The sequence below is a fragment of the Eleftheria terrae genome (assembly GCF_030419005.1).
Lineage (GTDB): Bacteria > Pseudomonadota > Gammaproteobacteria > Burkholderiales > Burkholderiaceae_C > Caldimonas > Caldimonas terrae.
The window spans coordinates 978,152-998,099 of the sequence record NZ_CP106951.1; the positions used below are offsets into that span (position 1 = coordinate 978,152).

A 19,948-nucleotide genomic window follows, 5' to 3' on the forward strand; every position below is an offset into this window, starting at 1 on the left:
CCCGCTGCCGGGCTCAGTTCAGTTCTTCCTTGCGGATGCGCACGATGGGCTGCAGCACCGTCGGCAGCGCCTGCATCTGCTCGGCGGCCCGGTTCATGCGGCCTTCCTGCGTGTCGTGCGTCAGGATGATGAGGTCGGTCTGGTTCTCGTCGTCGCCGGCCTCGCGCTGCAGCACGGCATCGATGGAGATGTCGTGCTCGGCCAGGATGCCCGTGATGCGGGCCAGCACGCCGGCTTCGTCGGCCACCCGCAGGCGCAGGTAGAAGGCGGTCACCACCGCCTCGATCGACAGGATCGGCGTGTTGTCCAGCGCGTCAGGCTGGAAGGCCAGGTGGGGCACCCGGTGGTCGGGATCGGCCGTGTGCAGGCGGGTCACGTCGACCAGGTCGGCCACCACCGCCGAGGCGGTCGGCTCCGAGCCAGCGCCCTTGCCGTAGTAGAGGGTCGAGCCCACCGCATCGCCATGCACCACCACCGCGTTCATCGCGCCTTCGACATTGGCGATCAGGCGCTTCTCGGGCACCAGCGTCGGGTGCACCCGCAGCTCGATGCCGCCGCTGGCCAGGTCGTCGCGCCGCTTGGTGATGCCCAGCAGCTTGATGCGGTAGCCCAGCTGCTCCGCATAGGTGATGTCGGCTGCCTGCAGGCGCGAGATGCCCTCGACATAGGCCTTGTCGAACTGCACCGGGATGCCGAAGGCGATGGCGCTCATGATGGTGGCCTTGTGGGCCGCGTCCACGCCCTCGATGTCGAAGGTGGGGTCGGCCTCGGCATAGCCCAGGCGCTGGGCCTCCTTCAGCACCACGTCGAAGTCCAGGCCCTTGGAGCGCATTTCGCTCAGGATGAAGTTCGTGGTGCCGTTGATGATGCCGGCGATCCACTGGATGCGGTTGGCCGTCAGGCCTTCGCGCAGCGCCTTGATGATGGGCACGCCGCCGGCCACCGCGGCCTCGAAGGCCACCATGACGCCCTGCTGGCTGGCGGCGGCGAAGATCTCGGTGCCGTGCACCGCCAGCAGCGCCTTGTTGGCGGTGACCACATGCTTGCCCGAGGCAATGGCCTTGAGCACCAGCTCGCGTGCCCGGGTGGTGCCGCCGATCAGCTCGACGACGATGTCGATTGCCGGGTCGGTCACGACCGCATCGAAGTCGCTACCGATCTCGACCGTGCTGCCGAGGCTGCTGCGCGCCTTCTCCGGCGAGCGGGCCGCCACGCGGGCGACCTCGATGCCACGGCCGGCCCGGCGACGGATCTCGGCCTGGTTGCGCTCCAGGACCTTGACGACACCGCTGGCGACAACGCCGGCGCCCAACAAGCCGATGCGGATGGGTTTCATAGGAACTCGGTGGTAAGGGACCAGGGAATGGAAACGGATGACGGGCCGCCGCGCGCTTCGCTCAATACGAATGGCGCTTGCGGTACTGCTCCAGGAAGCGCGCAATGCGGCCGATGGCCTCGGTCAGGTCGTCGGAATTGGGCAGGAAGACCAGCCGGAAGTGGTCTGGCTGCATCCAGTTGAAGCCGGTGCCCTGCACGATCAGCACCTTCTCCTCGGCCAGCAGCTCGTAGGCGAACTGCTGGTCGTCGGCGATCGGGTAGAGCCGCGGGTCGAGCCGCGGGAACATGTAGAGCGCCGCCTTCGGCTTGACGCAGCTGACACCCGGGATGTCGCTGAGCAGCTGGTGCGCCAGGTCGCGCTGGCGGCACAGCCGGCCGCCTGGCGCCACCAGGTCCTTGATGCTCTGATAGCCCCCGAGCGCGGTCTGGATGGCCAGCTGCCCCGGGGTGTTGGAGCACAGCCGCATCGAGGCCAGCATGTTCAGGCCCTCGATGTAGTCGCGCGCATGCTTCTTCTCGCCCGACACCACCATCCAGCCGGCCCGGTAGCCGCAGGAACGGTAGTTCTTCGACAGGCCGTTGAAGGTGACGAACAGCACATCGTCCGCCAGCGAGGCGATGCTGGTGTGGGTTTCGCCGTCGTAGAGCGTCTTGTCGTAGATCTCGTCCGCAAACACGATGAGCTGGTGCTGGCGTGCCACTTCCACCAGCTGCTGCAGCAGCTCCACCGGGTAGAGCGCCCCGGTCGGGTTGTTGGGGTTGATCACGACCAGCGCCTTGGTGTTGGGCGTGATCTTGCGCTTGATGTCCTCGATGTCGGGCAGCCAGCCCGACTGCTCGTCGCACACATAGTGCACCGGCGTGCCGCCGGAGAGGGCCACCACCGCGGTGTAGAGCGGATAGTCGGGTGCGGGGATCAGCACCTCGTCGCCGTTGTTGAGCAGCGCGTTCAGCGACATGCCGATCAGCTCGGACGCGCCGTTGCCCAGGTAGACGTCGTCCACCGTCACGCCGCGCACACCCTTCTCCTGGGTGTAGTGCACCACCGCCTTGCGCGGCGCGAACAGGCCCTTGGAATCGGTATAGCCGGCCGTGTGCGGCATGTTGCGGATCATGTCCTGCACGATCTCGTCGGGCGGCTCCAGGCCGAACACCGCCAGGTTGCCGATGTTCAGCTTGATGATCTTGTGGCCCTCTTCCTCCATGGCCCGGGCCTTCTCCAGCACCGGACCCCGGATGTCGTAGCAGACATTGGCCAGCTTGGCGGACTTGGAGATGGATTTCAAGGAAACCTCCGGCACGACGGTGACAAGCGCAGAACTGAAGCGAATGCTGCAGCGCAAAACCTATAATTTAACCACAGCCCCCCTGCCGCTGCCGCGGCTTTTCCGGTGTGCTGGCGCCCTCCCCTCCGCCCTTCCGACCGACTCGAGCGAACCCGCCGTGAAGCTGCAACCCGACCGCATCGACTCTGCCAATGTCATCGGCGCCCACGGGCCCGAAGGCGTCACCATCAATGGCCAGCTGCACACCCGCAGCATCCTGGTGCCACACACCGGCGGCATTGAGGACTGGCCCTGCAGCGATCCCCTGCAGTTGACAGCCGAGCACTTCGAGCAGGTGGCCCGGCTGCAGCCCGAGGTGGTGCTGTTCGGCAGTGGCCCGCGCCTGCGCTTTCCTCGACCCGAGGCGCTGCGCCCGCTGGTGGAGCGCGGCATCGGCATGGAAACCATGGACACCGCCGCCGCCTGCCGCACCTACAACGTGCTGATCTCCGAAGGCCGCTCGGTGGTCGCTGCGCTGCTGCTGGCGGCGCCGGCCTGAGCCGCCGCGGGGGTGGCCGTGCGCGCCACCAGGGGCTGCCGCACATCCCCCTGCATCCCCCCATCTTGCATGCGGCGGCCGCCCGCCCAAGCCACGCTGGGCAAGCGAGAAGCCGTATAATCAGGGGCTACGCCTGACCCGGCGCAACCCTCAAAAAAATCTACATGACGCCAGCCCTCAATAAACCTCTTCCGGAATTTGAAGCGCTCGCGACCGGTGGCGTGAAGTACACGCCTTCGGCATTTGCGGGGCAAACCGTCGTCCTGTATTTCTATCCTAAAGACAATACCCCGGGCTGCACCACCGAAGCGATGCAATTTCGCGACAAGCACAAGGACTTCCTGAAGGCCGGTGCGGTGCTGTTCGGTGTGTCGCGCGACAACATGGCCTCGCATGACAAGTTCAAGCAGAGCCTGGAACTGCCGTTCGAGCTGATTGCCGATACCGAAGAAAAGATGTGCCACATGTTCGGCGTCGTGAAGAACAAGATCATGTACGGCAAGAAGGTGAAGGGCATCGAGCGCAGCACCTTCGTCATCGATCCGAATGGCGTGCTGGTGCACGAGTGGCGCGGCATCAAGGTGGCGGGCCATGTCGATGAAGTGCTGAAGGCCGTCAAGGCGCTGAAAGCCTGAGCCTGCGCCCTCCGAAACGAGGGGCCGGGCGCCGGGGCGCCGGCGTTGATCCGCGAACCGAGTTGTGCATAATGGGTCCATGCCGTTGAGTTGGACCTCCTGCATGACCGCAAAGCCGCACAAGGTTGTTGTGCGGCTTTTTTGTTTTCGCAGCCTGACGCTTTTGTCTCTACACAATGCCACTGCCGAAACCGCCCGCCAAAAAAGCCACCGTACTCTCGCTTGCTGACCTGGATGCCCAGGCAGCGCCGCGGCCCACCCGGCGCTCTTCCAAGTCCGAACCGGCTTCGCCCGCGGTCCTGGATCTGTTCGATCCCAGCGAAAAACCGGCATCGCCCCCCAGTGTGAAACCGGCCGCCAAGGCCGCCGCCAAGCAGGCAGCACCCGCACCCGCAGCGCCGGTGGCAGCGCAGCCGCGCACCGCGGCCAAGCCCGCCAAGCGAGCACGCAGCGAAGGACCGCCGCGGCTCTTCGTGCTCGACACCAATGTGCTGATGCACGACCCGATGTCGCTGTTCCGCTTCGACGAGCACGACATCTACCTGCCGATGGTGACGCTGGAGGAACTGGACAGCCACAAGCGCGGCATGTCGGAAGTCGCGCGCAACGCCCGCCAGGTCAGCCGCGAGCTGGACGGCCTGGTGGCCGGCAGCACCGGCGCGATGCCCGAAGGCATCCCGCTGTCCAAGACCGGCCACAAGGATGCCGGCGGCTGCCTTTTCTTCCAGACCCAGCTGCTCAATGTGCAGCTGCCGGAGGGCCTGCCCCAAGGCAAGGCCGACAACCAGATCCTCGGGGTGGTGCAGTCGCTGCGGCAGCAGCACCCGACGCGCGACGTCGTGCTGGTGTCCAAGGACATCAACATGCGCATCAAGGCGCGTGCCCTGGGGCTGCCGGCCGAGGACTACTACAACGACAAGACGATCGACGATGTCGACCTGCTCTACACCGGCGTGCTGCCCCTGCCTCCCGACTTCTGGGACCGGCATGGCAAGACGATGGAGAGCTGGCAGCAAGGCGGCCTGACCTACTACCGCATCAGCGGCCCCCTGGTGCCTTCGCTGATGATCAATCAGTTCGTCTACCTGGAGGCGCCCGGTGTCGTGCCGCTATATGCCAAGGTCACCGAGATCACCGGCAAGACCGCGGTGCTGCGGACGCTGAAGGACTACAGCCACCAGAAGAACGCCGTCTGGGGTGTGGTTGGCCGCAACCGTGAACAGAATTTCGCGCTCAACCTCCTGATGGACCCGGAGTGCGACTTCGTCACGCTGACCGGTACCGCCGGCACCGGCAAGACGCTCATGACGCTGGCGGCCGGGCTCAGCCAGGTACTCGACGAGCGGCGCTACAGCGAGATCATCGTGACGCGCGTCACCGTGCCCGTGGGCGAGGACATCGGCTACCTGCCGGGCACCGAGGAAGAGAAGATGTCGCCCTGGATGGGCGCACTCGACGACAACCTCGAGGTGCTGGCCCGCTCCGACTCCAGCGCCGGCGAATGGGGTCGGGCCGCCACCAACGAGCTGGTGCGCTCGAAGATCAAAATCAAGAGCCTGAACTTCATGCGCGGGCGCACCTTCCTGAGCAAGTACGTCATCATCGACGAGGCGCAGAACCTCACGCCCAAGCAGATGAAGACCTTGATCACCCGGGCCGGCCCCGGCACCAAGATCGTCTGCCTGGGCAACCTGGCGCAGATCGACACGCCCTACCTCACCGAAGGCAGCTCCGGCCTCACCTACGCGGTGGACCGCTTCAAGGGCTGGCCGCACAGCGGCCACGTGACGCTGGCGCGGGGGGAGCGTTCGCGGCTGGCCGATTTCGCAAGCCAGGTGCTCTGACCGGGCGGCCGCCGGCCATCGAGGGACGGGCCCGGCTCGTCGGCGCCCGCGGCTCCGAGATGAGCCACTCCGCCTGCGGAGTCGACCGCGCGCCCTGCCCTGTGCCTGCCGTGCAAGGCCGGCTCCTCATGCAAAGGGCCCCATGACGGGGCCCTTTTGTCGTCCTGATCGCGCCCAGGCGCGAGGTCAGTAGTCGTCCGGCCCGGTATAGCCCGGCGCCAGGTTCTCGAACTTCGTCAGCGGCTTCAGGAAGGCCAGCTTCACCGTGCCCACCGGGCCGTTCCGCTGCTTGCCGATGATGATCTCGGAGACGCCCGGCTCCTTGCAGGCTTCCTTGGTGTAGTACTCGTCGCGGTAGATGAACATGATCACGTCCGCGTCCTGCTCGATGGCGCCCGACTCGCGCAAGTCGCTCATCATGGGGCGCTTGTCGGTGCGGGTCTCCACGCTGCGGTTGAGCTGCGACAGGGCGATCACCGGGCAGCGCAGTTCCTTGGCCAGCGCCTTCAGGCCCCGCGAGATCTCGCCGATGACGGTGGCGCGGTTCTCCTCGCTGCCGCCGCCATTGCCACTCATCAGCTGCAGGTAGTCGATGATGATGAGTCCCAGCTGCCCGCACTGGCGCGCCTGCCGGCGGGCGCGTGCGCGCAGCTCGGTCGGGCTCAGGCCGGGCGTCTCGTCGATGAAGATATTGGCATTGCGCAGCTTCTCGACCGCCTCGGACAGGCGCGACCATTCGTCGTCACGCAGCGAGCCGGTCCGCAGGTGCGATTGATCGATGCGCCCCAGCGAGCCGACCACCCGCAGCGCGAGCTGGGCGGCGCCCATTTCCATCGAGAACACCACCACCGGCAGCCCCTCGGCCACCGCCACATGCTCACCGATGTTGAGCGCGAATGCGGTCTTGCCCATCGAGGGTCGGGCCGCCAGGATGATCAGGTCGCCCGGCTGCAGGCCAGCCGTCATGCGGTCCAGGTCGACAAAGCCGGTGCGCACGCCGGTGACGTCCTCGGCGCCGTTCTCGGCCAGCTCCTGCACCCGGTCGAGCAGGTCCACCACCAGCTGGTCCATCGAGTGGAAGCCCTGCTTCGAGCGCGAGCCCTCCTCACCGATGCGGAAGATCTTGCCCTCGGCCTCATCGAGGATCGCCGACACCGGCCGGCCTTGCGGGTTGAACGCGGCCGTGGCGATCTCGTCGCTGGCCGAGACCAGCTTGCGCAACACCGAGCGCTCCCGAACGATCTCGGCATAGCGGCCCAGGTTGGCCGCGCTCGGCACGCTCTGCGCCAGCGCGTTCAGGTACACCAGCCCGCCGCACTCCTCGGCCTTGCCGAGGCTTTGCAGCTGCTCGTAGACGGTGATCACGTCGGCCGGCTTGCTGGCATTCATCAGGCCGGCGATGGCGCTGTAGATCAGGCGGTGCTCGAAGCGGTAGAAGTCGGCCTCGCTGAGCATGTCGCCGGCACGATCCCAGGCGCCGTTGTCGATCAGCAAGCCGCCCAGCACGCTTTGCTCGGCCTCGACCGAATGCGGCGGGATGCGGAGCTTGGCAACTTCATCGTCCTGCGCTGGCCCTTGCGGACGGCCGAAGTCGGAGCTGGAGAGTAATGCGGACATAGGCGGCAATGATAGGACCGTGCCTCTGCCTGAACCAGTGCAGGCAGCACGGACCGGTGGACAACGCTGTGGAAAACGAGTGCAGCGCCTGGGGATGAACTGAGGATAAAAAAGGAAAAGGCCGGTCCAGGGGACCGGCCTTTTGCATGGCAGCGTTGAGGCGCCGGGACTGAAGAGAATCAGTCCTGCGCAGCAACCACCGCCACGGTGATGTCGACCACGACATCGGTATGCAGCGCCACCGACACGGTGTGCTCGCCGACGTTCTTCAGCGGACCGGTGGGCAGGCGCACTTGCGACTTGGCCACCTCGAAGCCTTGCTTCTTCAGGCTTTCAGCGATGTCGGCGTTGGTCACCGAGCCGAACAGGCGGCCGTCGACGCCGGCCTTCTGTGCGACCTGGACGGTCTTGCCGCCCAGCTTCTCGCCTTGGGCTTGCGCAGCGCTCAGCTTTTCGCCGGCCACTTTTTCAAGTTCGGCGCGCTTGGCTTCGAATTCCTTGATCGCGGCTTCGGTCGCACGGCGTGCGGCACGGGTCGGGATCAGGAAGTTGCGGGCGTAGCCGTCCTTGACCTTGACGATGTCGCCCAGGTTGCCGAGGTTGGCCACTTTTTCCAGCAGGATCACTTGCATGTCGGGTGCTCCTTAGACCTTGTGCTGGTCGCTGTACGGCAGCATGGCCAGGAAGCGGGCACGCTTGATGGCGGTGGACAGCTGGCGTTGGTAGATCGCACGGGTGCCGGTCAGGCGAGCCGGAATGATCTTGCCGTTTTCGCCGATGAAGTCACGCAGCGTGTCGACATCCTTGTAGTCGATCTCTTCGACGCCGGCGACGGTGAAGCGGCAGAAGCGCTTGCGCTTGAACAGCAGCGATTGCTGGTTGCGCTTGCCTTTGCGGTCCTTCGAAAACTTACCACGGGGTGGGGGCATGATGACCTCCTTCTAAATCTATCAATCCGAATTCAAAACGAACTAGAGCAGCTCGGTGATGTGCAGGACAACACCACGGCCGTTGCGCTGCGAAGCCAGGAAGCCGCCGAACTCATGGGCACTGCCCAGTTCCAGCCGGCCGATGCTCTGCGCCAGGGGCCCTATCACCACCGCCTTGAGCTCGAGGCCCAGCTTGCGGGGATGACCGGCTTCCGTCACCGTCGACTCGTGCGCCAGGCGCAGGTCGAGGGCCGGCAGTCCGGCGGGCGTGTAGCGCATCGCTCCTCGCTCGACCACCACTGCACTGAGAACCACCCGGTTCATGCAGAGGGGTCAACCGCGCGACGAGCCGGCACGGCTCAAGCGGTGGCTTCTTGCTGCGACTTGCGCGCTTCTTCCTTCTCGACCATCTTCATCATCACGGACGGAGTGGTCTCGGCCTTGCTCTTCTGCACCGTCAGGTGGCGCAGCACGGCATCGTTGAAGCGGAAGCCGGTTTCCAGCTCTTCCAGCGCTTCCTTGCTGCACTCGATGTTGATGCAGATGTAGTGGGCTTTCGCGAGCTTCTGGATCATGTAGGCCAGCTGGCGGCGGCCCCAGTCTTCCACACGGTGGATCTTGCCACCGGCGGCGGTCACGACGCCCTTGTAGCGCTCGACCATCGCGTTGACCTGCTCGCTTTGATCCGGATGGATCAGCAGAATGATTTCGTAGTGACGCATGACACTCCTTTTGGGTTCGCCGGCACTCCTGCCGGCCACGAAGCCGCCCCGGGGCGTCATATCGAAGGCGTCCGGCGCGACAGCGCCACACGCAACCCCGATGCCGGGTGCAGCAAGGAAAGCCGAACAGTATAGCGCACTTGTGAACAAAAAGCCGCCGGCAGGCGGCGGCTCCTTCACACGGACGTGACCGGCTTGGCAGGCGGCTGCTTCAGGAGCGAAGCAGCCGTGCACAGCGCTCACACGGCGCGCAGGTTCGGGTAGCGCACGTGCTCGACGAATTCCTGCACCGAGCGGCTGGGCGCGCGCGTCAGCAGGCTCACGACGATGATGACCGCAAAGCCAACCGGCACCCCGAACACGGCGGCCGAGATGGGCTGGATGCCGAACCACAGGCTCACCGGCGAGTCGATGCCGAAGACCTGTCGCAGCCAGGGCTGGTTCTGCACCATGTAGTAGATGGTGACCGCCAGGCCGGACAACATGCCCAGCACCGCGCCGGCGCTGGAGGCGCGCTTCCAGAAGATGCCCAGCACCAGGGCCGGGAAGAAGGCGGCAGCGGCGAACGAGAAGGCGGCCGAGACCAGGAACAGGATGTCGGCCGGCTTCTGGGCCGCCATGTAGGCCGCGCACAGCGCCACCACCAGCAGCAGGACCTTGGAGATCATCACGCGACGCGACGTTGGCGCGTTCGGGTCGATCATCTTGTAGTACAGGTCATGCGACAGCGCGTTGGCGATCGTCAGCAGCAGGCCGTCGGCGGTCGACAGGGCCGCCGCCAGCCCGCCGGCGGCCACCATGCCGGAGATCACATAGGGCAGCCCGCCGATCTCCGGCGTGGCCAGCACCACGATGTCGCCACCGATGCGCAGCTCGCCCAGCTGCAGCAGGCCGTCCTTGTTGACGTCCGAGACGCTCAGGAGTGTCGGATCCACCTTGGCCCATTGCGAGACCCAGTTTGGCAGCTGGTCGAACGAGGTGCCCACCACCATCGTGAAAACCTCGTACTTCACCAGCACCGCGAGCGCCGGCGCGGTGAAGTAGAGCAGGAAGATGAAGAACAGCGACCAGGTCACCGACTCTCGCGCCTCCCGCACCGAGGGCGTGGTGTAGTAGCGCATCAGGATGTGCGGCAGCGCGGCGGTGCCGACCATGAGGCAGAACACCAGGGCCAGGAAGTTGCGGCGCGAATCGTTGAAGGCCGCCCTCTCCTGCTCGCTGCCGTTCGGGTCGCCAGCATAGATCTGGCCGTGCATCGGCATGCCGCCGAGCGGCTTGGCCCGGGCCTCGGCGGCGGCCTTTTCCTTCGTGTACGCGGCCAGTGCCTCTGCCTCGGTATGCGGCAACGCGGCCAGCGCCTTCTCGGCAGCCTGCACTTCGGAGAGCGGCTCGTGCGTGGCCAGCAGCCGCTCCAGCCGGCGCTCGGCTTCGGCCCGGTCTGCGGCCATTGCGGCGGGCACGTCCTTCAGCTTGGCGTCGGCGGCTTCGGCACGCTGCTTGAAGATCGCCATCACCTCCAGCTCTTTCGGGTCCTGCATCAGCTCCCTTTCCTTGGCGCTGACCTTCTCCATCTGCAGGCCGTAGATGGCTTGCGGCACCGGCACCTGGGTCTGCTTGACCGACAGCCACACCACCGGCACCAGGTAGGCAATGATCAGGATGATGTACTGCGCCACCTGGGTCCAGGTGACGGCACGCATGCCGCCGAGGAAGGAACACACCAGGATGCCGCCCAGCCCGACGAAGATGCCGATCTCGAAAGCCAGCCCTGACAGCCGCGACGTGATCAGGCCCACGCCATAGATCTGCGCCACCACATAAGTGAAGGAACAGAGGATGGCGGCCACGATGCCGATGAAGCGTGCGATGTTGCCGCCATAGCGCGCACCGAGGAAGTCGGGAATGGTGAACTGGCCGAACTTGCGCAGGTAGGGAGCCAGGAACAAGGCCACCAGGCAGTAGCCGCCGGTCCAGCCCATGATGAAGGCGAGCCCGCTATAGCCGGTGAGGTAGAGGGTGCCCGCCATGCCGATGAAGGAGGCGGCCGACATCCAGTCGGCACCGGTGGCCATGCCGTTGTAGACGGCCGGCACGCGGCGCCCGGCCACGTAGTATTCGGCGGCATCGGTGGTGCGGCTCATGATGCCGATGCCGGCATAGAGCGCCACGGTGGCCAGCAGAAAGATGAAGCCGATCCAGCTCCTCGGCAGGCCCAACTGCTCCAGCAGGGCCAGCACGACGATGAAGGCGATGAAACCGCCGGTATACCAGCCGTACACCTTGTTCAGCTGCTTGCGGAAATACGCGTTGGATTGCACGTTGCGCGACGCCTGGCGCGGTCCGGGGGAAATGACGCTGCTCATGATCAGGCCTCCTCCGCCACGCCGTGTTCGCGGTCCAGCCGATTCATGTAGTGCGCATAGAAGCCGATGATGAGCACATAGACGATCAGCGCCCCCTGGGCCGCCACCCAGAAGCTGAAGGGCCAGCCAAAGAAGCGGAAGCTCAGGTCGTGGGCGAAATAGCCGACGACAAACGTGACGAGGAACCAGACGGCCAGCAGCCCGCCGGTGACGCGAAGGTTCTTGCGCCAGTAGTCCTCTTGCCTGCGTGTCAGTTGCATGATGGTGCTCTCCCGTAGCTACACACCCCGGGCTTCAGGCTCGGGGCCCCGAGCAGCGCGTCGCCCCCGGCCGGGAAGCGATCGTGCCGCGACGCGCAGGCGGCCGCCCCTCCAGGCGGCCGCCTGCGCAAGGCCGTCAGGCCGCCAGTCCGGTCTCCCGCTCCAGCTGGGCGGCCACCTGGGGCTCGAAGCCCTTGAGGTGGCGGATGATCCGGGTGGCTTCTTGCGGTTCGTCGCGATCGACATGAACCCGTGCCAGCTGGTACCAGCCGTAGGGGCTCATGGGCTGCAATTCGGTGTTGCGCCGCAGCGCGTCCACGGCTTCGTCGAGCCGTCGCATGCGGATCAGGCTCAGCCCCAGGCCATACCAGGCGCGGTCGAGCCGTGGGTCGAGCGCCAGGGCGCGGCGGAAGCCGGCTTCGGCCTCCTCGCAGCGGCCGGCTTCGTCCAGCAGGTAGGCCAGGTTGAACCAGGCCGCAGCGCTGTCTTCAGGATGGAGGCGAACCAGCTCGCCATAGTCGCGCATCGCGGCCTCCGGCTCACCGTGGGTGGCCAGCAGGTGGGCGCGGCCGGCGAGGGCAAAGCGGTCGTCGGGATGGCGCGCCAGCAGGCGATCGAAGGTGCGGCGCGCCGCTTGGGTGGCGCCCACCGACAGCAGCAACAGGGCCTGCCACTTCAGCAGCCGCCAGGTGAAGCCGCGAATCGCGGCCGGCTCGCGGCTCAGCGACACGCCTGCACCCCGATCTGCAGACAGAGATCGATCTTCAGCAGCGTGGCCACCAGCCAGACGAAGGCAAGGAGCAGGAAAGCCACCAGCGGCACATGCGCGTCCACCACCAGGCGCGGGGTCAGCAGGCGTGCGGCCTGCAGGAAGGGGCGGGTCAGGACGTCGAGCAACTGGTAGAACGGGTTGCCGTCGCGCCGGGGCCCGGCCAGCAAGCCCAGCAGCCAGCGGCCAGCCAACGACAGCAGGGCGATCTCGGCAAGCAGCTTGATCGCTGACACCAGCATGAGCATCAGACACCCTTCCTCACTCACGATGAGCGGCCATGGGGCGTGTCTGACGACACATCGACAGCACCCGGGGAGCAAAAGCAAGTCCTGAATGGACCAACCGGGGAAGTCTAAAAGACAAGCGGCTCCCAAGGGAGCCGCTTGCATGCAGAACAGGAAGTTCTGTCAGTGTCAGCGTTGAGCCAAACGTTGCCAGGTGTTAACAACAGTGTCTGGATTCAGAGACAGCGAGACGATGCCCTCTGCCGCCAACCATTCGGCGAAGTCGGGATGGTCGCTGGGCCCCTGCCCGCAGATGCCGATGTACTTGCCCACCGCACGGCAGGCGGCGATGGCGCGCGAGATCATCGCTTTCACTGCCGGGTCGCGTTCGTCGAAGTCCTTCGCCAGCAGCTCGAGGCCGGAGTCGCGGTCCAGGCCCAGCGTCAGCTGGGTCAGGTCGTTGGAGCCGATGGACATGCCATCGAAGTACTCCAGGAACTGCTCGGCGAGGATGGCGTTGCTCGGCACCTCGCACATCATGATGATGCGCAGGTTGTCCTTGCCGCGCTGCAGGCCGTGCTCGGCCAGCATCTCGGTGACACGGCGCGCCTGCCCCAGCGTGCGCACGAAGGGGACCATGATCTCGACGTTGTCCAGGCCCATCTCGTTGCGCACCCGCTTGATCGCCTCGCACTCCATGGCGAAGGCTTCAGCGAATTCGGCGCTGACATAGCGCGAGGCACCGCGGAAGCCCAGCATCGGGTTTTCTTCCTCGGGCTCATAGCGGGAGCCGCCGATCAGCTTGCGGTACTCGTTGGACTTGAAGTCCGACAGCCGCACGATCACCGGCTTCGGCCAGAAGGCGGCGGCAATGGTGGCGACGCCTTCGGCCAGCTTGTCGACATAGAACGCGCGCGGCGAGGCGTGGCCGCGGGCGACCGATTCGACGGCCTTCTTCAGGTCGGCATCGACATTGGGATAGTCGAGGATGGCCTTCGGGTGCACGCCGATGTTGTTGTTGATGATGAACTCAAGCCGGGCCAGGCCGACACCGGCGTTCGGCATCTGGGCGAAGTCGAAGGCCAGCTGCGGGTTGCCGACGTTCATCATGATCTTGATCGGGCAGTACGGCATCTCGCCACGCTGCACCTCGGTGACCTCGGTCTCCAGCAGGCCGTCGTAGATGTAGCCGGTGTCGCCCTCGGAGCAGGCCACGGTCACCAGGGCACCGTCCTTCAGCACCTCGGTGGCGTCGCCACAGCCGACCACCGCCGGGATGCCCAGCTCGCGCGCGATGATGGCGGCGTGGCAGGTGCGCCCTCCGCGGTTGGTGACGATCGCGCTGGCGCGCTTCATCACCGGCTCCCAGTTGGGGTCGGTCATGTCGGTGACCAGCACGTCGCCCGGCTGCACCCGGTCCATCTCGGCGATGGAATGCACCAGCCGCACCGGGCCGGTGCCGATCTTCTGGCCGATGGCGCGGCCCTCGGCCAGCACCGTGCCGTGGCCCTTGAGCTTGTAGCGCTGCTCGGCCTTGCCTTCGGACTGGCTCTTCACCGTCTCGGGGCGGGCCTGCAGGATATAGAGCTTGCCGTCGTCGCCGTCCTTGCCCCATTCGATGTCCATCGGGCGGCCGTAGTGCTGCTCGATGATCAGCGCGTAGCGGGCCAGCTCGACCACGTCGACATCACTGAGCGAATAGCGGTTGCGCAGCTCGGGCGCGGTGTTGACGGTCTTCACCAGCTTGCCGGCGGCCGCCTTCTCCTCGGGCGTGGCGAACTCCATCTTGATCAGCTTGGAGCCCAGGTTGCGGCGGATGATGGGCGACTTGCCGTTCTTCAGCGCCGGCTTGTGCACATAGAACTCGTCAGGGTTGACTGCGCCCTGCACCACCGTCTCGCCCAGCCCGTAGCTGGAGGTGATGAAGACCACGTCCTTGAAGCCCGACTCGGTGTCGATGGTGAACATCACACCGGCCGCGCCGAGGTCGGAACGCACCATGCGCTGCACGCCGGCCGACAGGGCCACGTTGTCATGGGCGAAGCCCTTGTGCACACGGTAGCTGATGGCGCGGTCGTTGTAGAGGGAGGCGAACACCTCCTTCATCTTGTGCAGCACGTCGTCGATGCCCACCACGTTCAGGAAGGTCTCCTGCTGGCCGGCGAAGGATGCGTCGGGCAGGTCTTCGGCGGTGGCGGACGAGCGCACAGCGAAAGACGCGCCGGGATGGTCCTGCGTCAGCTGCACGAACTGGGTGCGGATGGCGTCTTCCAGCGCCGGCGGGAACGGCGTGTCGATGACCCATTGCCGGATCTTCGCGCCAGCCTCGGCCAGCGCGCGCACGTCTTCGGTGTCGAGCCGGGACAGGGCCTCGTTGATGCGGTCGGCCAGGCCTTCATGCGCCAGGAACTGGCGGAAGGCATGGGCGGTGGTCGCAAAACCGCCTGGCACCCGCACTCCGGAGGCGGCCAGCTGGCTGATCATTTCGCCGAGGGAGGCGTTCTTGCCGCCGACCGACTCGACGTCGGTCATCCTCAGGTTTTCAAACGGAACGACCAGGGCGGTCGCCAGTGGGGTGGATGACATGGGAAAGCTCCGTGATGTTGAGAAACCGGTGCTCCCGAGACCCCGCGCAGGGTGGCGGAGTGCGCGCCAGGCGCAGCCTCTCCGACGGACGCGCGCAAGCCAGCCCACTTTCTGGATTCTGCTTGGTGTGGTGCGGCACGCATGGGGTGAGTGACGAGAGGTATTCCGCAGAATTCTACGGGGCTTTAACCTTCGCTTGTGAACAAAGGCTAAACAATCTGAATCATGCCCACCAGAACCGTATTCTTCGTCTCTGACGGAACCGGCATCACTGCCGAAACCTTCGGCAATTCCATCCTGAAGCAGTTCGCGATCCAGCCGCGGCATGTGCGCATGCCCTTCATCGACTCGGTCGAGAAGGCCGAACATGCGGTCGACAAGATCAACCGCACCGCCGATGCCGAAGGCCGCAAGCCCATCGTCTTCACCACGCTGGTGGACGAGGAGGTGCTGGCCATCGTCAAGTCGGGCTGCAAGGGCCTGGTGCTCGACATGTTCATGACCTTCGTCGAGCCGCTGGAAGCGGAATTCGGCATGAAGTCCAACCACCGGGTGGGCCGCTTCTCGGACATCGCCAAGAGCCAGGAATATCACAATCGGATCGAGGCCATCAATTTCTCGCTGGCGCACGATGACGGCCAGTCGGCCAAGAACCTGGAGCAGGCCGACGTGATCCTGGTCGGCGTCAGCCGCAGCGGCAAGACGCCGACCTCGCTCTACCTGGCGATGCAGCACGGCGTGAAGGCCGCCAACTACCCGCTGATCCCCGAGGATTTCGAACGCGACTGCCTGCCGGCCTCGCTGGCACCGCACAAGGGCAAGTGTTTCGGCCTCACGATCGCGCCCGACCGGCTGGCCGAGATCCGCCACGAGCGCCGCCCCGGCAGCAAGTACGCCAGCCTGGAGAACTGCCGCTACGAAGTGGCGGCGGCCGAGTCACTGATGCGGCGCGAGGGCATTTCCTGGCTGTCGTCCACGCACAAGTCGATCGAGGAAATCGCCACCACCATCCTGCGCGACATCCGTCCCGACCGGCTGATCTACTGACCTGCCTGGCGAGCGCCGGCGGCTACCGCAGCCGCTGGCACAGCGATTCATAGAGGCAGATCGCCGCAGCCGCCGCCACGTTCAGCGACTCCTCGCCGCCCGGCTGCGGAATCCGCACCACCTGCTGGCAACGCGCCAGCAGGGCCTCGTCGACGCCCTGCCCCTCGTGGCCCAGCACCCAGGCGCAGGGCGACGGCAGCCGGGTAGCATGCAGCTCGGCCTCGGTGTGCGAGCTGGTGCCCAGCAGCGGCAGTTGCAGCCGGCTCAGGTCGTCGGGAACCGCACCCTCGACGATGTGCAGCGCGAAATGCGCGCCCATGCCGGCGCGCAGCACCTTGGGCGACCACACACCCGCCGTGCCACGCAGCGCGACGACCTGACCCACCCCGAGCGCCGCGGCGCTGCGCAGGATGGAGCCGACATTGCCCGCGTCCTGCAGGCGGTCGAGCACCACCGTGGCGACGCCAGCGCGCACCTCGACCTGCGGCGTCCAGGGCAGCAGGAAGCCGCAACCGGCCGGTGATTCGAGGCCGCTCGCGGCATTGAACAAGGCGTCGGGCACCACGGCGACCCGCGCGGCGTGGCCGGCCAGCTGGCGCAGCGCCGGCCGTGCCCAGGCCGACTCTGACAGCACGGCCTGCGGCACCGCCAGGCCCCGGCCGGCACAGGCGCTGCAGAGATGGTCGCCCTCGATCCAGACCTCGCCCAGCTTGCGGTAGGCGGTCGGGTCCTGGGCGAGCTTGCGCAGCCGCACCAGCAGCGGGTTGTCCCGCGAAGTGATGTGCACCGGCGGCTGCATCAGCACTCGTCCGGCAGCACCGCCCGCACCGGGGCGAAGCTGCGCCGGTGCACAACGCAGGCGCCATGCGCCTTCAGCGCGGCCAGGTGATCCGGCGTCGGATAGCCCTTGTGCACCGCGAAGCCGTACTGCGGGTGGCGTTCATGCAGAGCCAGGCAGAGCCGGTCGCGATGCACCTTGGCCAGGATCGAGGCGGCCGAGATGGCCGGCACCCGCGCGTCGCCCTGCACGATGGCTTCGGCCGCGACCTTGAGCACCGGCAGGCGGTTGCCGTCCACCAGCACCTTGGCCGGCCGCAGCCGCAGGCCCTCGACGGCCCGGCGCATCGCCAGCATCGTCGCATGCAGGATGTTGAGGCTGTCGATCTCCTCCACGCTGGCCTCGGCGATCGAGCAGCACAGGGCCTTGGCGCGGATCTCGTCGAACAGGCGCTCGCGCACCCGCTCGGTGAGCTGCTTGGAATCGTTCAGGCCCTCGATGGGGCGGGTGTCGTCGAGGATGACGGCGGCGGCCACCACCGGGCCGGCCAGCGGACCGCGGCCGGCTTCGTCGACGCCGGCCAGCAGGCCTTGCACATCCCAGCTCAGGGGCAGCTGTTCAACGATGGAGGACTTGCGCGATCGCATCGGTGGCGGCCTGCGCGGTGTTGCGGCGCAGGCGGTGGTGCAGTTCCAGGAAACGCTGTTCGACGGCGCGGCAGCGCGCCGGATCGTCCAGCCAGGCCAGCGCCGCATCGGCCAGTGCGGCCGGCGTCGCATGGTGCTGCAGCAGCTCGGGCACGACCCAGTCCTCGCAGAGGATGTTGGGCAGGCCCACCCACGGCAGGTAGCCCATGCGCTTCATCAGCTGCCAGCTGAGCCAATGCATGGTGTAGGTGATGACCATCGGCCGCTTGAACAGCGCGGCCTCCAGCGTGGCGGTGCCGCTGGCCACCAGGGTCACGTCGCAGGCCGCCAGCACCTCGTGCGAGCGGCCGTCCACCAGGCTGACCTGCACTTGCCCGGCATGCCGCGCAAGCACCGGCTCCACCAGGCCACGCAGGCCCGGCACCAGCGGCAGCACGAAGCGCAGCCCGGGGCGGCGCCGCTGCAGTTCGGCAGCGGCGGCGACCAGGCCCGGCGTGATGTACTGCACCTCGCTGCGGCGACTGCCGGGCAACAGGGCCACGACCGTGTCCTCGGCCGCCAGGCCGAGTGCGGCGCGCGCTTCGGCACGCGGCAGGTCGAGCGGGATGGCATCGGCCAGCGGATGGCCGACATAGCTTGCCGAGATGCCGTGCTGCTGCAGCAGAGCCGGCTCGAAGGGGAAGACGCACAGCACATGGTCGGCGGCACGCCGGATCTTTTCGATCCGGTTGCCGCGCCAGGCCCAGATCGACGGGCAGACGAAATGCACCGTCTTGATGCCGGCGCCGCGCAGCCGCTCCTCCAGCCCCAGGTTGAAGTCGGGCGCGTCGACACCGATGAAGGCATCGGGCGGCTGGCGCAGCAGGCGGTCGCCCAGCTCGCGGCGGATGCCCGAAATCTCGCGGTAGTGACGCAGCACCTCGGCATAGCCGCGCACGGCCAGCTTCTCGTGCGGCCACCAGGCGTCGAAGCCGTGCGCCGCCATCCTGGGGCCGCCGATGCCTTGCGCCTGCAGCTGCGGCCAGCGCGCGCGCAACCCGCCCATCATCAGGCCGGCCAGCAGGTCACCGGAGGCTTCGCCGGCCACCAGGGCCAGACGCGGTGCTTCGCCCATCGGCGTCAGCGCACGATGCCGCGGGTGGCGGCGGACAGGAAATCGGCCATCATCGCGACATCGCCGGCGGCCTCGGGATGCTCGGCCGCGAGGGCCGAGATGGCCTGGCGGGCCGCATCGAGGGTCAGGCCGTCGCGGTACAGCAAGCGGTACATCTTCTTGGCCACCGCCAGCCGCTCGGGCGTGAAGCCACGCCGCTTGAGGCCCTCGGTGTTGAGCCCGACCGCCTTGGCGGTGTCACCGTCGGCCATCACGTAAGGCGGCAGGTCCTGCAGCAGCACGCTGCCGACCGCGGTCATTGCCTGGGCGCCGATCTTCACGAACTGGTGCACGCCGGTCATGCCGCCCAGCGTCACCCAGTCGGCGATCACCACATGGCCGCCCAGCTGGGTACCGTTGGCAATGGTGATGTGGTTGGCCAGGTGGCAGTCGTGCGCGATGTGCACATAGGCCATGATCCAGTTGTCGTTGCCGAGCGAGGTCAGGCCGCCGTCCTGCACGGTGCCGACGTTGAGCGTGCAGCACTCGCGAATGGTGTTGCGGTCGCCGATGCGCAGCTCGGTCGGCTCACCCGCGTACTTCTTGTCCTGCGGCACCGAGCCGATGGAGGCGAACTGGAAGATGCGGTTGTCACGCCCGATGGTGGTGTGGCCTTCCACCACGGCATGGGCGCCGATGCTGCTGCCCTCGCCAATGCGCACATGCGGGCCGATGACGGCATAGGGGCCGATGCTGACGTTCTCGCCCAGCTCGGCCCGGGGGTCGACGATCGCCGACGGATGTATGGTGGCCATGCCGCGCTCCTTCAGTCCTCGATGATGCGCATGGTGCACATCAGCTCGGCCTCCACCGCGAGCTCGCCGTCCACGCTGGCGCGTGCCTTGAACTTGTAGATGCCGCCGCGGGCGCGGTCGAGCTCGACCTCCAGGATGAGCTGGTCGCCCGGCTCCACCACCCGCTTGAAGCGGGCACCGTCGATGCCGACGAAGTAGTACACCGCGCGAGGGTCGAGGTCGCCACCGTCGCCAGCGAAGGACAGCAGTGCCGACGCCTGGGCCAGTGCCTCGAGCATCAGCACTCCGGGCATCACCGGACGGCTCGGGAAGTGGCCCATGAAGAACGGCTCGTTGATCGTGACGTTCTTGAGCGCCTTGACCCGCTTGCCGGGCTCCACTTCCAGCACCCGGTCCACCAGCAGGATGGGGTAGCGATGGGGGAGCTTCTTGAGAATCTGATGAATGTCCATGG

The 19,948-nt window shown here is 66.7% G+C and carries 21 protein-coding genes; 4 read left to right on the top strand and 17 right to left on the bottom strand.

The window, feature by feature from the left end; genetic code table 11:
• Positions 1–13 precede the first annotated feature (13 nt).
• The gene (locus N7L95_RS04365) at positions 14–1,336 is read right to left on the bottom strand and encodes a homoserine dehydrogenase (protein WP_301258597.1); all 1,323 of its coding nucleotides are present in this window, start codon (positions 1,334–1,336) and stop codon (positions 14–16) included.
• A 61-nt stretch (positions 1,337–1,397) separates the two neighbouring features.
• The gene (locus N7L95_RS04370; protein WP_301258598.1) at positions 1,398–2,624 is read right to left on the bottom strand and encodes a pyridoxal phosphate-dependent aminotransferase; all 1,227 of its coding nucleotides are present in this window, start codon (positions 2,622–2,624) and stop codon (positions 1,398–1,400) included.
• 157 nt (positions 2,625–2,781) lie between these two features.
• On the opposite strand from N7L95_RS04370, the gene N7L95_RS04375 reads away from it, so the two are divergent.
• The 3 genes from N7L95_RS04375 (at position 2,782) to N7L95_RS04385 (ending at position 5,641) form a co-directional block, all read left to right on the top strand.
• On the top strand, positions 2,782–3,162 hold the full coding sequence (locus N7L95_RS04375; RefSeq protein ID WP_301258599.1) for an Mth938-like domain-containing protein: 381 nt from the start codon (positions 2,782–2,784) through the stop codon (positions 3,160–3,162).
• Between the two features lie 164 nt (positions 3,163–3,326).
• Positions 3,327–3,797: a peroxiredoxin gene (locus N7L95_RS04380; protein ID WP_301258600.1), complete on the top strand. Its 471-nt coding sequence runs from the start codon at positions 3,327–3,329 to the stop codon at positions 3,795–3,797.
• A gap of 176 nt (positions 3,798–3,973) precedes the next feature.
• A complete protein-coding gene (locus N7L95_RS04385; RefSeq protein WP_301258601.1) occupies positions 3,974–5,641 on the top strand; it encodes a PhoH family protein in 1,668 nt (555 codons plus the stop codon).
• 186 nt (positions 5,642–5,827) lie between these two features.
• On the opposite strand, the gene dnaB is transcribed toward N7L95_RS04385, so the two are convergent.
• The 10 genes from dnaB to ppsA all read right to left on the bottom strand — a co-directional run bounded on the left by dnaB (position 5,828) and on the right by ppsA (position 15,114).
• Complete coding sequence (dnaB, locus tag N7L95_RS04390) at positions 5,828–7,258, bottom strand: replicative DNA helicase (protein ID WP_301258602.1); 1,431 nt, start codon at positions 7,256–7,258, stop codon at positions 5,828–5,830.
• 179 nt (positions 7,259–7,437) lie between these two features.
• Complete coding sequence (gene rplI, locus N7L95_RS04395) at positions 7,438–7,890, bottom strand: 50S ribosomal protein L9 (RefSeq protein WP_301258603.1); 453 nt, start codon at positions 7,888–7,890, stop codon at positions 7,438–7,440.
• A 12-nt stretch (positions 7,891–7,902) separates the two neighbouring features.
• Positions 7,903–8,187: a 30S ribosomal protein S18 gene (rpsR, locus tag N7L95_RS04400; RefSeq protein ID WP_301258604.1), complete on the bottom strand. Its 285-nt coding sequence runs from the start codon at positions 8,185–8,187 to the stop codon at positions 7,903–7,905.
• A 42-nt stretch (positions 8,188–8,229) separates the two neighbouring features.
• Positions 8,230–8,511, bottom strand: a complete 282-nt coding sequence (priB, locus tag N7L95_RS04405; RefSeq protein ID WP_301258605.1) for a primosomal replication protein N — start codon at positions 8,509–8,511, stop codon at positions 8,230–8,232.
• Between the two features lie 35 nt (positions 8,512–8,546).
• Positions 8,547–8,909, bottom strand: coding sequence for a 30S ribosomal protein S6 (rpsF, locus tag N7L95_RS04410; protein WP_301258606.1), 363 nt, complete (start codon positions 8,907–8,909; stop codon positions 8,547–8,549).
• A 239-nt stretch (positions 8,910–9,148) separates the two neighbouring features.
• Positions 9,149–11,272 carry a sodium:solute symporter family protein gene (locus tag N7L95_RS04415; RefSeq protein WP_301258607.1) on the bottom strand — a complete coding sequence of 708 codons (2,124 nt, stop codon included), beginning with the start codon at positions 11,270–11,272 and terminating at the stop codon, positions 9,149–9,151.
• A 2-nt stretch (positions 11,273–11,274) separates the two neighbouring features.
• Positions 11,275–11,532, bottom strand: a complete 258-nt coding sequence (locus N7L95_RS04420) for a DUF4212 domain-containing protein (RefSeq protein ID WP_301258608.1) — start codon at positions 11,530–11,532, stop codon at positions 11,275–11,277.
• 136 nt (positions 11,533–11,668) lie between these two features.
• Positions 11,669–12,262, bottom strand: a complete 594-nt coding sequence (locus N7L95_RS04425; RefSeq protein WP_301258609.1) for a tetratricopeptide repeat protein — start codon at positions 12,260–12,262, stop codon at positions 11,669–11,671.
• The gene (locus tag N7L95_RS04430) at positions 12,253–12,549 is read right to left on the bottom strand and encodes a hypothetical protein (RefSeq protein ID WP_301258610.1); all 297 of its coding nucleotides are present in this window, start codon (positions 12,547–12,549) and stop codon (positions 12,253–12,255) included. Before N7L95_RS04430 ends, N7L95_RS04425 begins: the two co-directional genes overlap by 10 nt.
• 168 nt (positions 12,550–12,717) lie before the next feature.
• Positions 12,718–15,114, bottom strand: coding sequence for a phosphoenolpyruvate synthase (gene ppsA / locus N7L95_RS04435; RefSeq protein ID WP_301258611.1), 2,397 nt, complete (start codon positions 15,112–15,114; stop codon positions 12,718–12,720).
• Positions 15,115–15,339: 225 nt separating this feature from the next.
• On the opposite strand from ppsA, the gene ppsR reads away from it, so the two are divergent.
• Positions 15,340–16,161 (top strand): posphoenolpyruvate synthetase regulatory kinase/phosphorylase PpsR, encoded by an 822-nt coding sequence (gene ppsR, locus N7L95_RS04440; protein ID WP_301258612.1) that lies wholly within the window; start codon positions 15,340–15,342, stop codon positions 16,159–16,161.
• A gap of 22 nt (positions 16,162–16,183) precedes the next feature.
• On the opposite strand, the gene N7L95_RS04445 is transcribed toward ppsR, so the two are convergent.
• From N7L95_RS04445 to fabZ, 5 genes are read right to left on the bottom strand one after another with little or no spacing between them, the layout of a single operon-like run.
• Complete coding sequence (locus N7L95_RS04445; RefSeq protein ID WP_301258613.1) at positions 16,184–16,960, bottom strand: TrmH family RNA methyltransferase; 777 nt, start codon at positions 16,958–16,960, stop codon at positions 16,184–16,186.
• On the bottom strand, positions 16,960–17,586 hold the full coding sequence (gene rnhB / locus N7L95_RS04450) for a ribonuclease HII (protein WP_301258614.1): 627 nt from the start codon (positions 17,584–17,586) through the stop codon (positions 16,960–16,962). The genes N7L95_RS04445 and rnhB overlap by 1 nt, the downstream gene beginning before the upstream one ends.
• Complete coding sequence (gene lpxB / locus N7L95_RS04455; RefSeq protein WP_301258615.1) at positions 17,558–18,700, bottom strand: lipid-A-disaccharide synthase; 1,143 nt, start codon at positions 18,698–18,700, stop codon at positions 17,558–17,560. The genes rnhB and lpxB overlap by 29 nt, the downstream gene beginning before the upstream one ends.
• A gap of 5 nt (positions 18,701–18,705) precedes the next feature.
• Positions 18,706–19,494, bottom strand: a complete 789-nt coding sequence (gene lpxA / locus N7L95_RS04460; RefSeq protein WP_301258616.1) for an acyl-ACP--UDP-N-acetylglucosamine O-acyltransferase — start codon at positions 19,492–19,494, stop codon at positions 18,706–18,708.
• Between the two features lie 11 nt (positions 19,495–19,505).
• Complete coding sequence (gene fabZ / locus N7L95_RS04465) at positions 19,506–19,946, bottom strand: 3-hydroxyacyl-ACP dehydratase FabZ (protein ID WP_435870086.1); 441 nt, start codon at positions 19,944–19,946, stop codon at positions 19,506–19,508.
• Positions 19,947–19,948: the final 2 nt, after the last annotated feature.

Coding starts and splice junctions, on each gene's coding strand:
- ppsA (WP_301258611.1), bottom strand. CDS start 15,114: ATGTCATCCACCCCACTGGCGACCGCCCTGGTCGTTCCGTTTGAAAAC.
- N7L95_RS04385 (WP_301258601.1), top strand. CDS start 3,974: ATGCCACTGCCGAAACCGCCCGCCAAAAAAGCCACCGTACTCTCGCTT.
- lpxA (WP_301258616.1), bottom strand. CDS start 19,494: ATGGCCACCATACATCCGTCGGCGATCGTCGACCCCCGGGCCGAGCTG.
- rplI (WP_301258603.1), bottom strand. CDS start 7,890: ATGCAAGTGATCCTGCTGGAAAAAGTGGCCAACCTCGGCAACCTGGGC.
- N7L95_RS04420 (WP_301258608.1), bottom strand. CDS start 11,532: ATGCAACTGACACGCAGGCAAGAGGACTACTGGCGCAAGAACCTTCGC.
- rpsF (WP_301258606.1), bottom strand. CDS start 8,909: ATGCGTCACTACGAAATCATTCTGCTGATCCATCCGGATCAAAGCGAG.
- dnaB (WP_301258602.1), bottom strand. CDS start 7,258: ATGTCCGCATTACTCTCCAGCTCCGACTTCGGCCGTCCGCAAGGGCCA.
- rpsR (WP_301258604.1), bottom strand. CDS start 8,187: ATGCCCCCACCCCGTGGTAAGTTTTCGAAGGACCGCAAAGGCAAGCGC.
- N7L95_RS04365 (WP_301258597.1), bottom strand. CDS start 1,336: ATGAAACCCATCCGCATCGGCTTGTTGGGCGCCGGCGTTGTCGCCAGC.
- fabZ (WP_435870086.1), bottom strand. CDS start 19,946: ATGGACATTCATCAGATTCTCAAGAAGCTCCCCCATCGCTACCCCATC.
- N7L95_RS04380 (WP_301258600.1), top strand. CDS start 3,327: ATGACGCCAGCCCTCAATAAACCTCTTCCGGAATTTGAAGCGCTCGCG.
- N7L95_RS04415 (WP_301258607.1), bottom strand. CDS start 11,272: ATGAGCAGCGTCATTTCCCCCGGACCGCGCCAGGCGTCGCGCAACGTG.
- N7L95_RS04445 (WP_301258613.1), bottom strand. CDS start 16,960: ATGCAGCCGCCGGTGCACATCACTTCGCGGGACAACCCGCTGCTGGTG.
- priB (WP_301258605.1), bottom strand. CDS start 8,511: ATGAACCGGGTGGTTCTCAGTGCAGTGGTGGTCGAGCGAGGAGCGATG.
- lpxB (WP_301258615.1), bottom strand. CDS start 18,700: ATGGGCGAAGCACCGCGTCTGGCCCTGGTGGCCGGCGAAGCCTCCGGT.
- rnhB (WP_301258614.1), bottom strand. CDS start 17,586: ATGCGATCGCGCAAGTCCTCCATCGTTGAACAGCTGCCCCTGAGCTGG.
- N7L95_RS04430 (WP_301258610.1), bottom strand. CDS start 12,549: ATGCTCATGCTGGTGTCAGCGATCAAGCTGCTTGCCGAGATCGCCCTG.
- ppsR (WP_301258612.1), top strand. CDS start 15,340: ATGCCCACCAGAACCGTATTCTTCGTCTCTGACGGAACCGGCATCACT.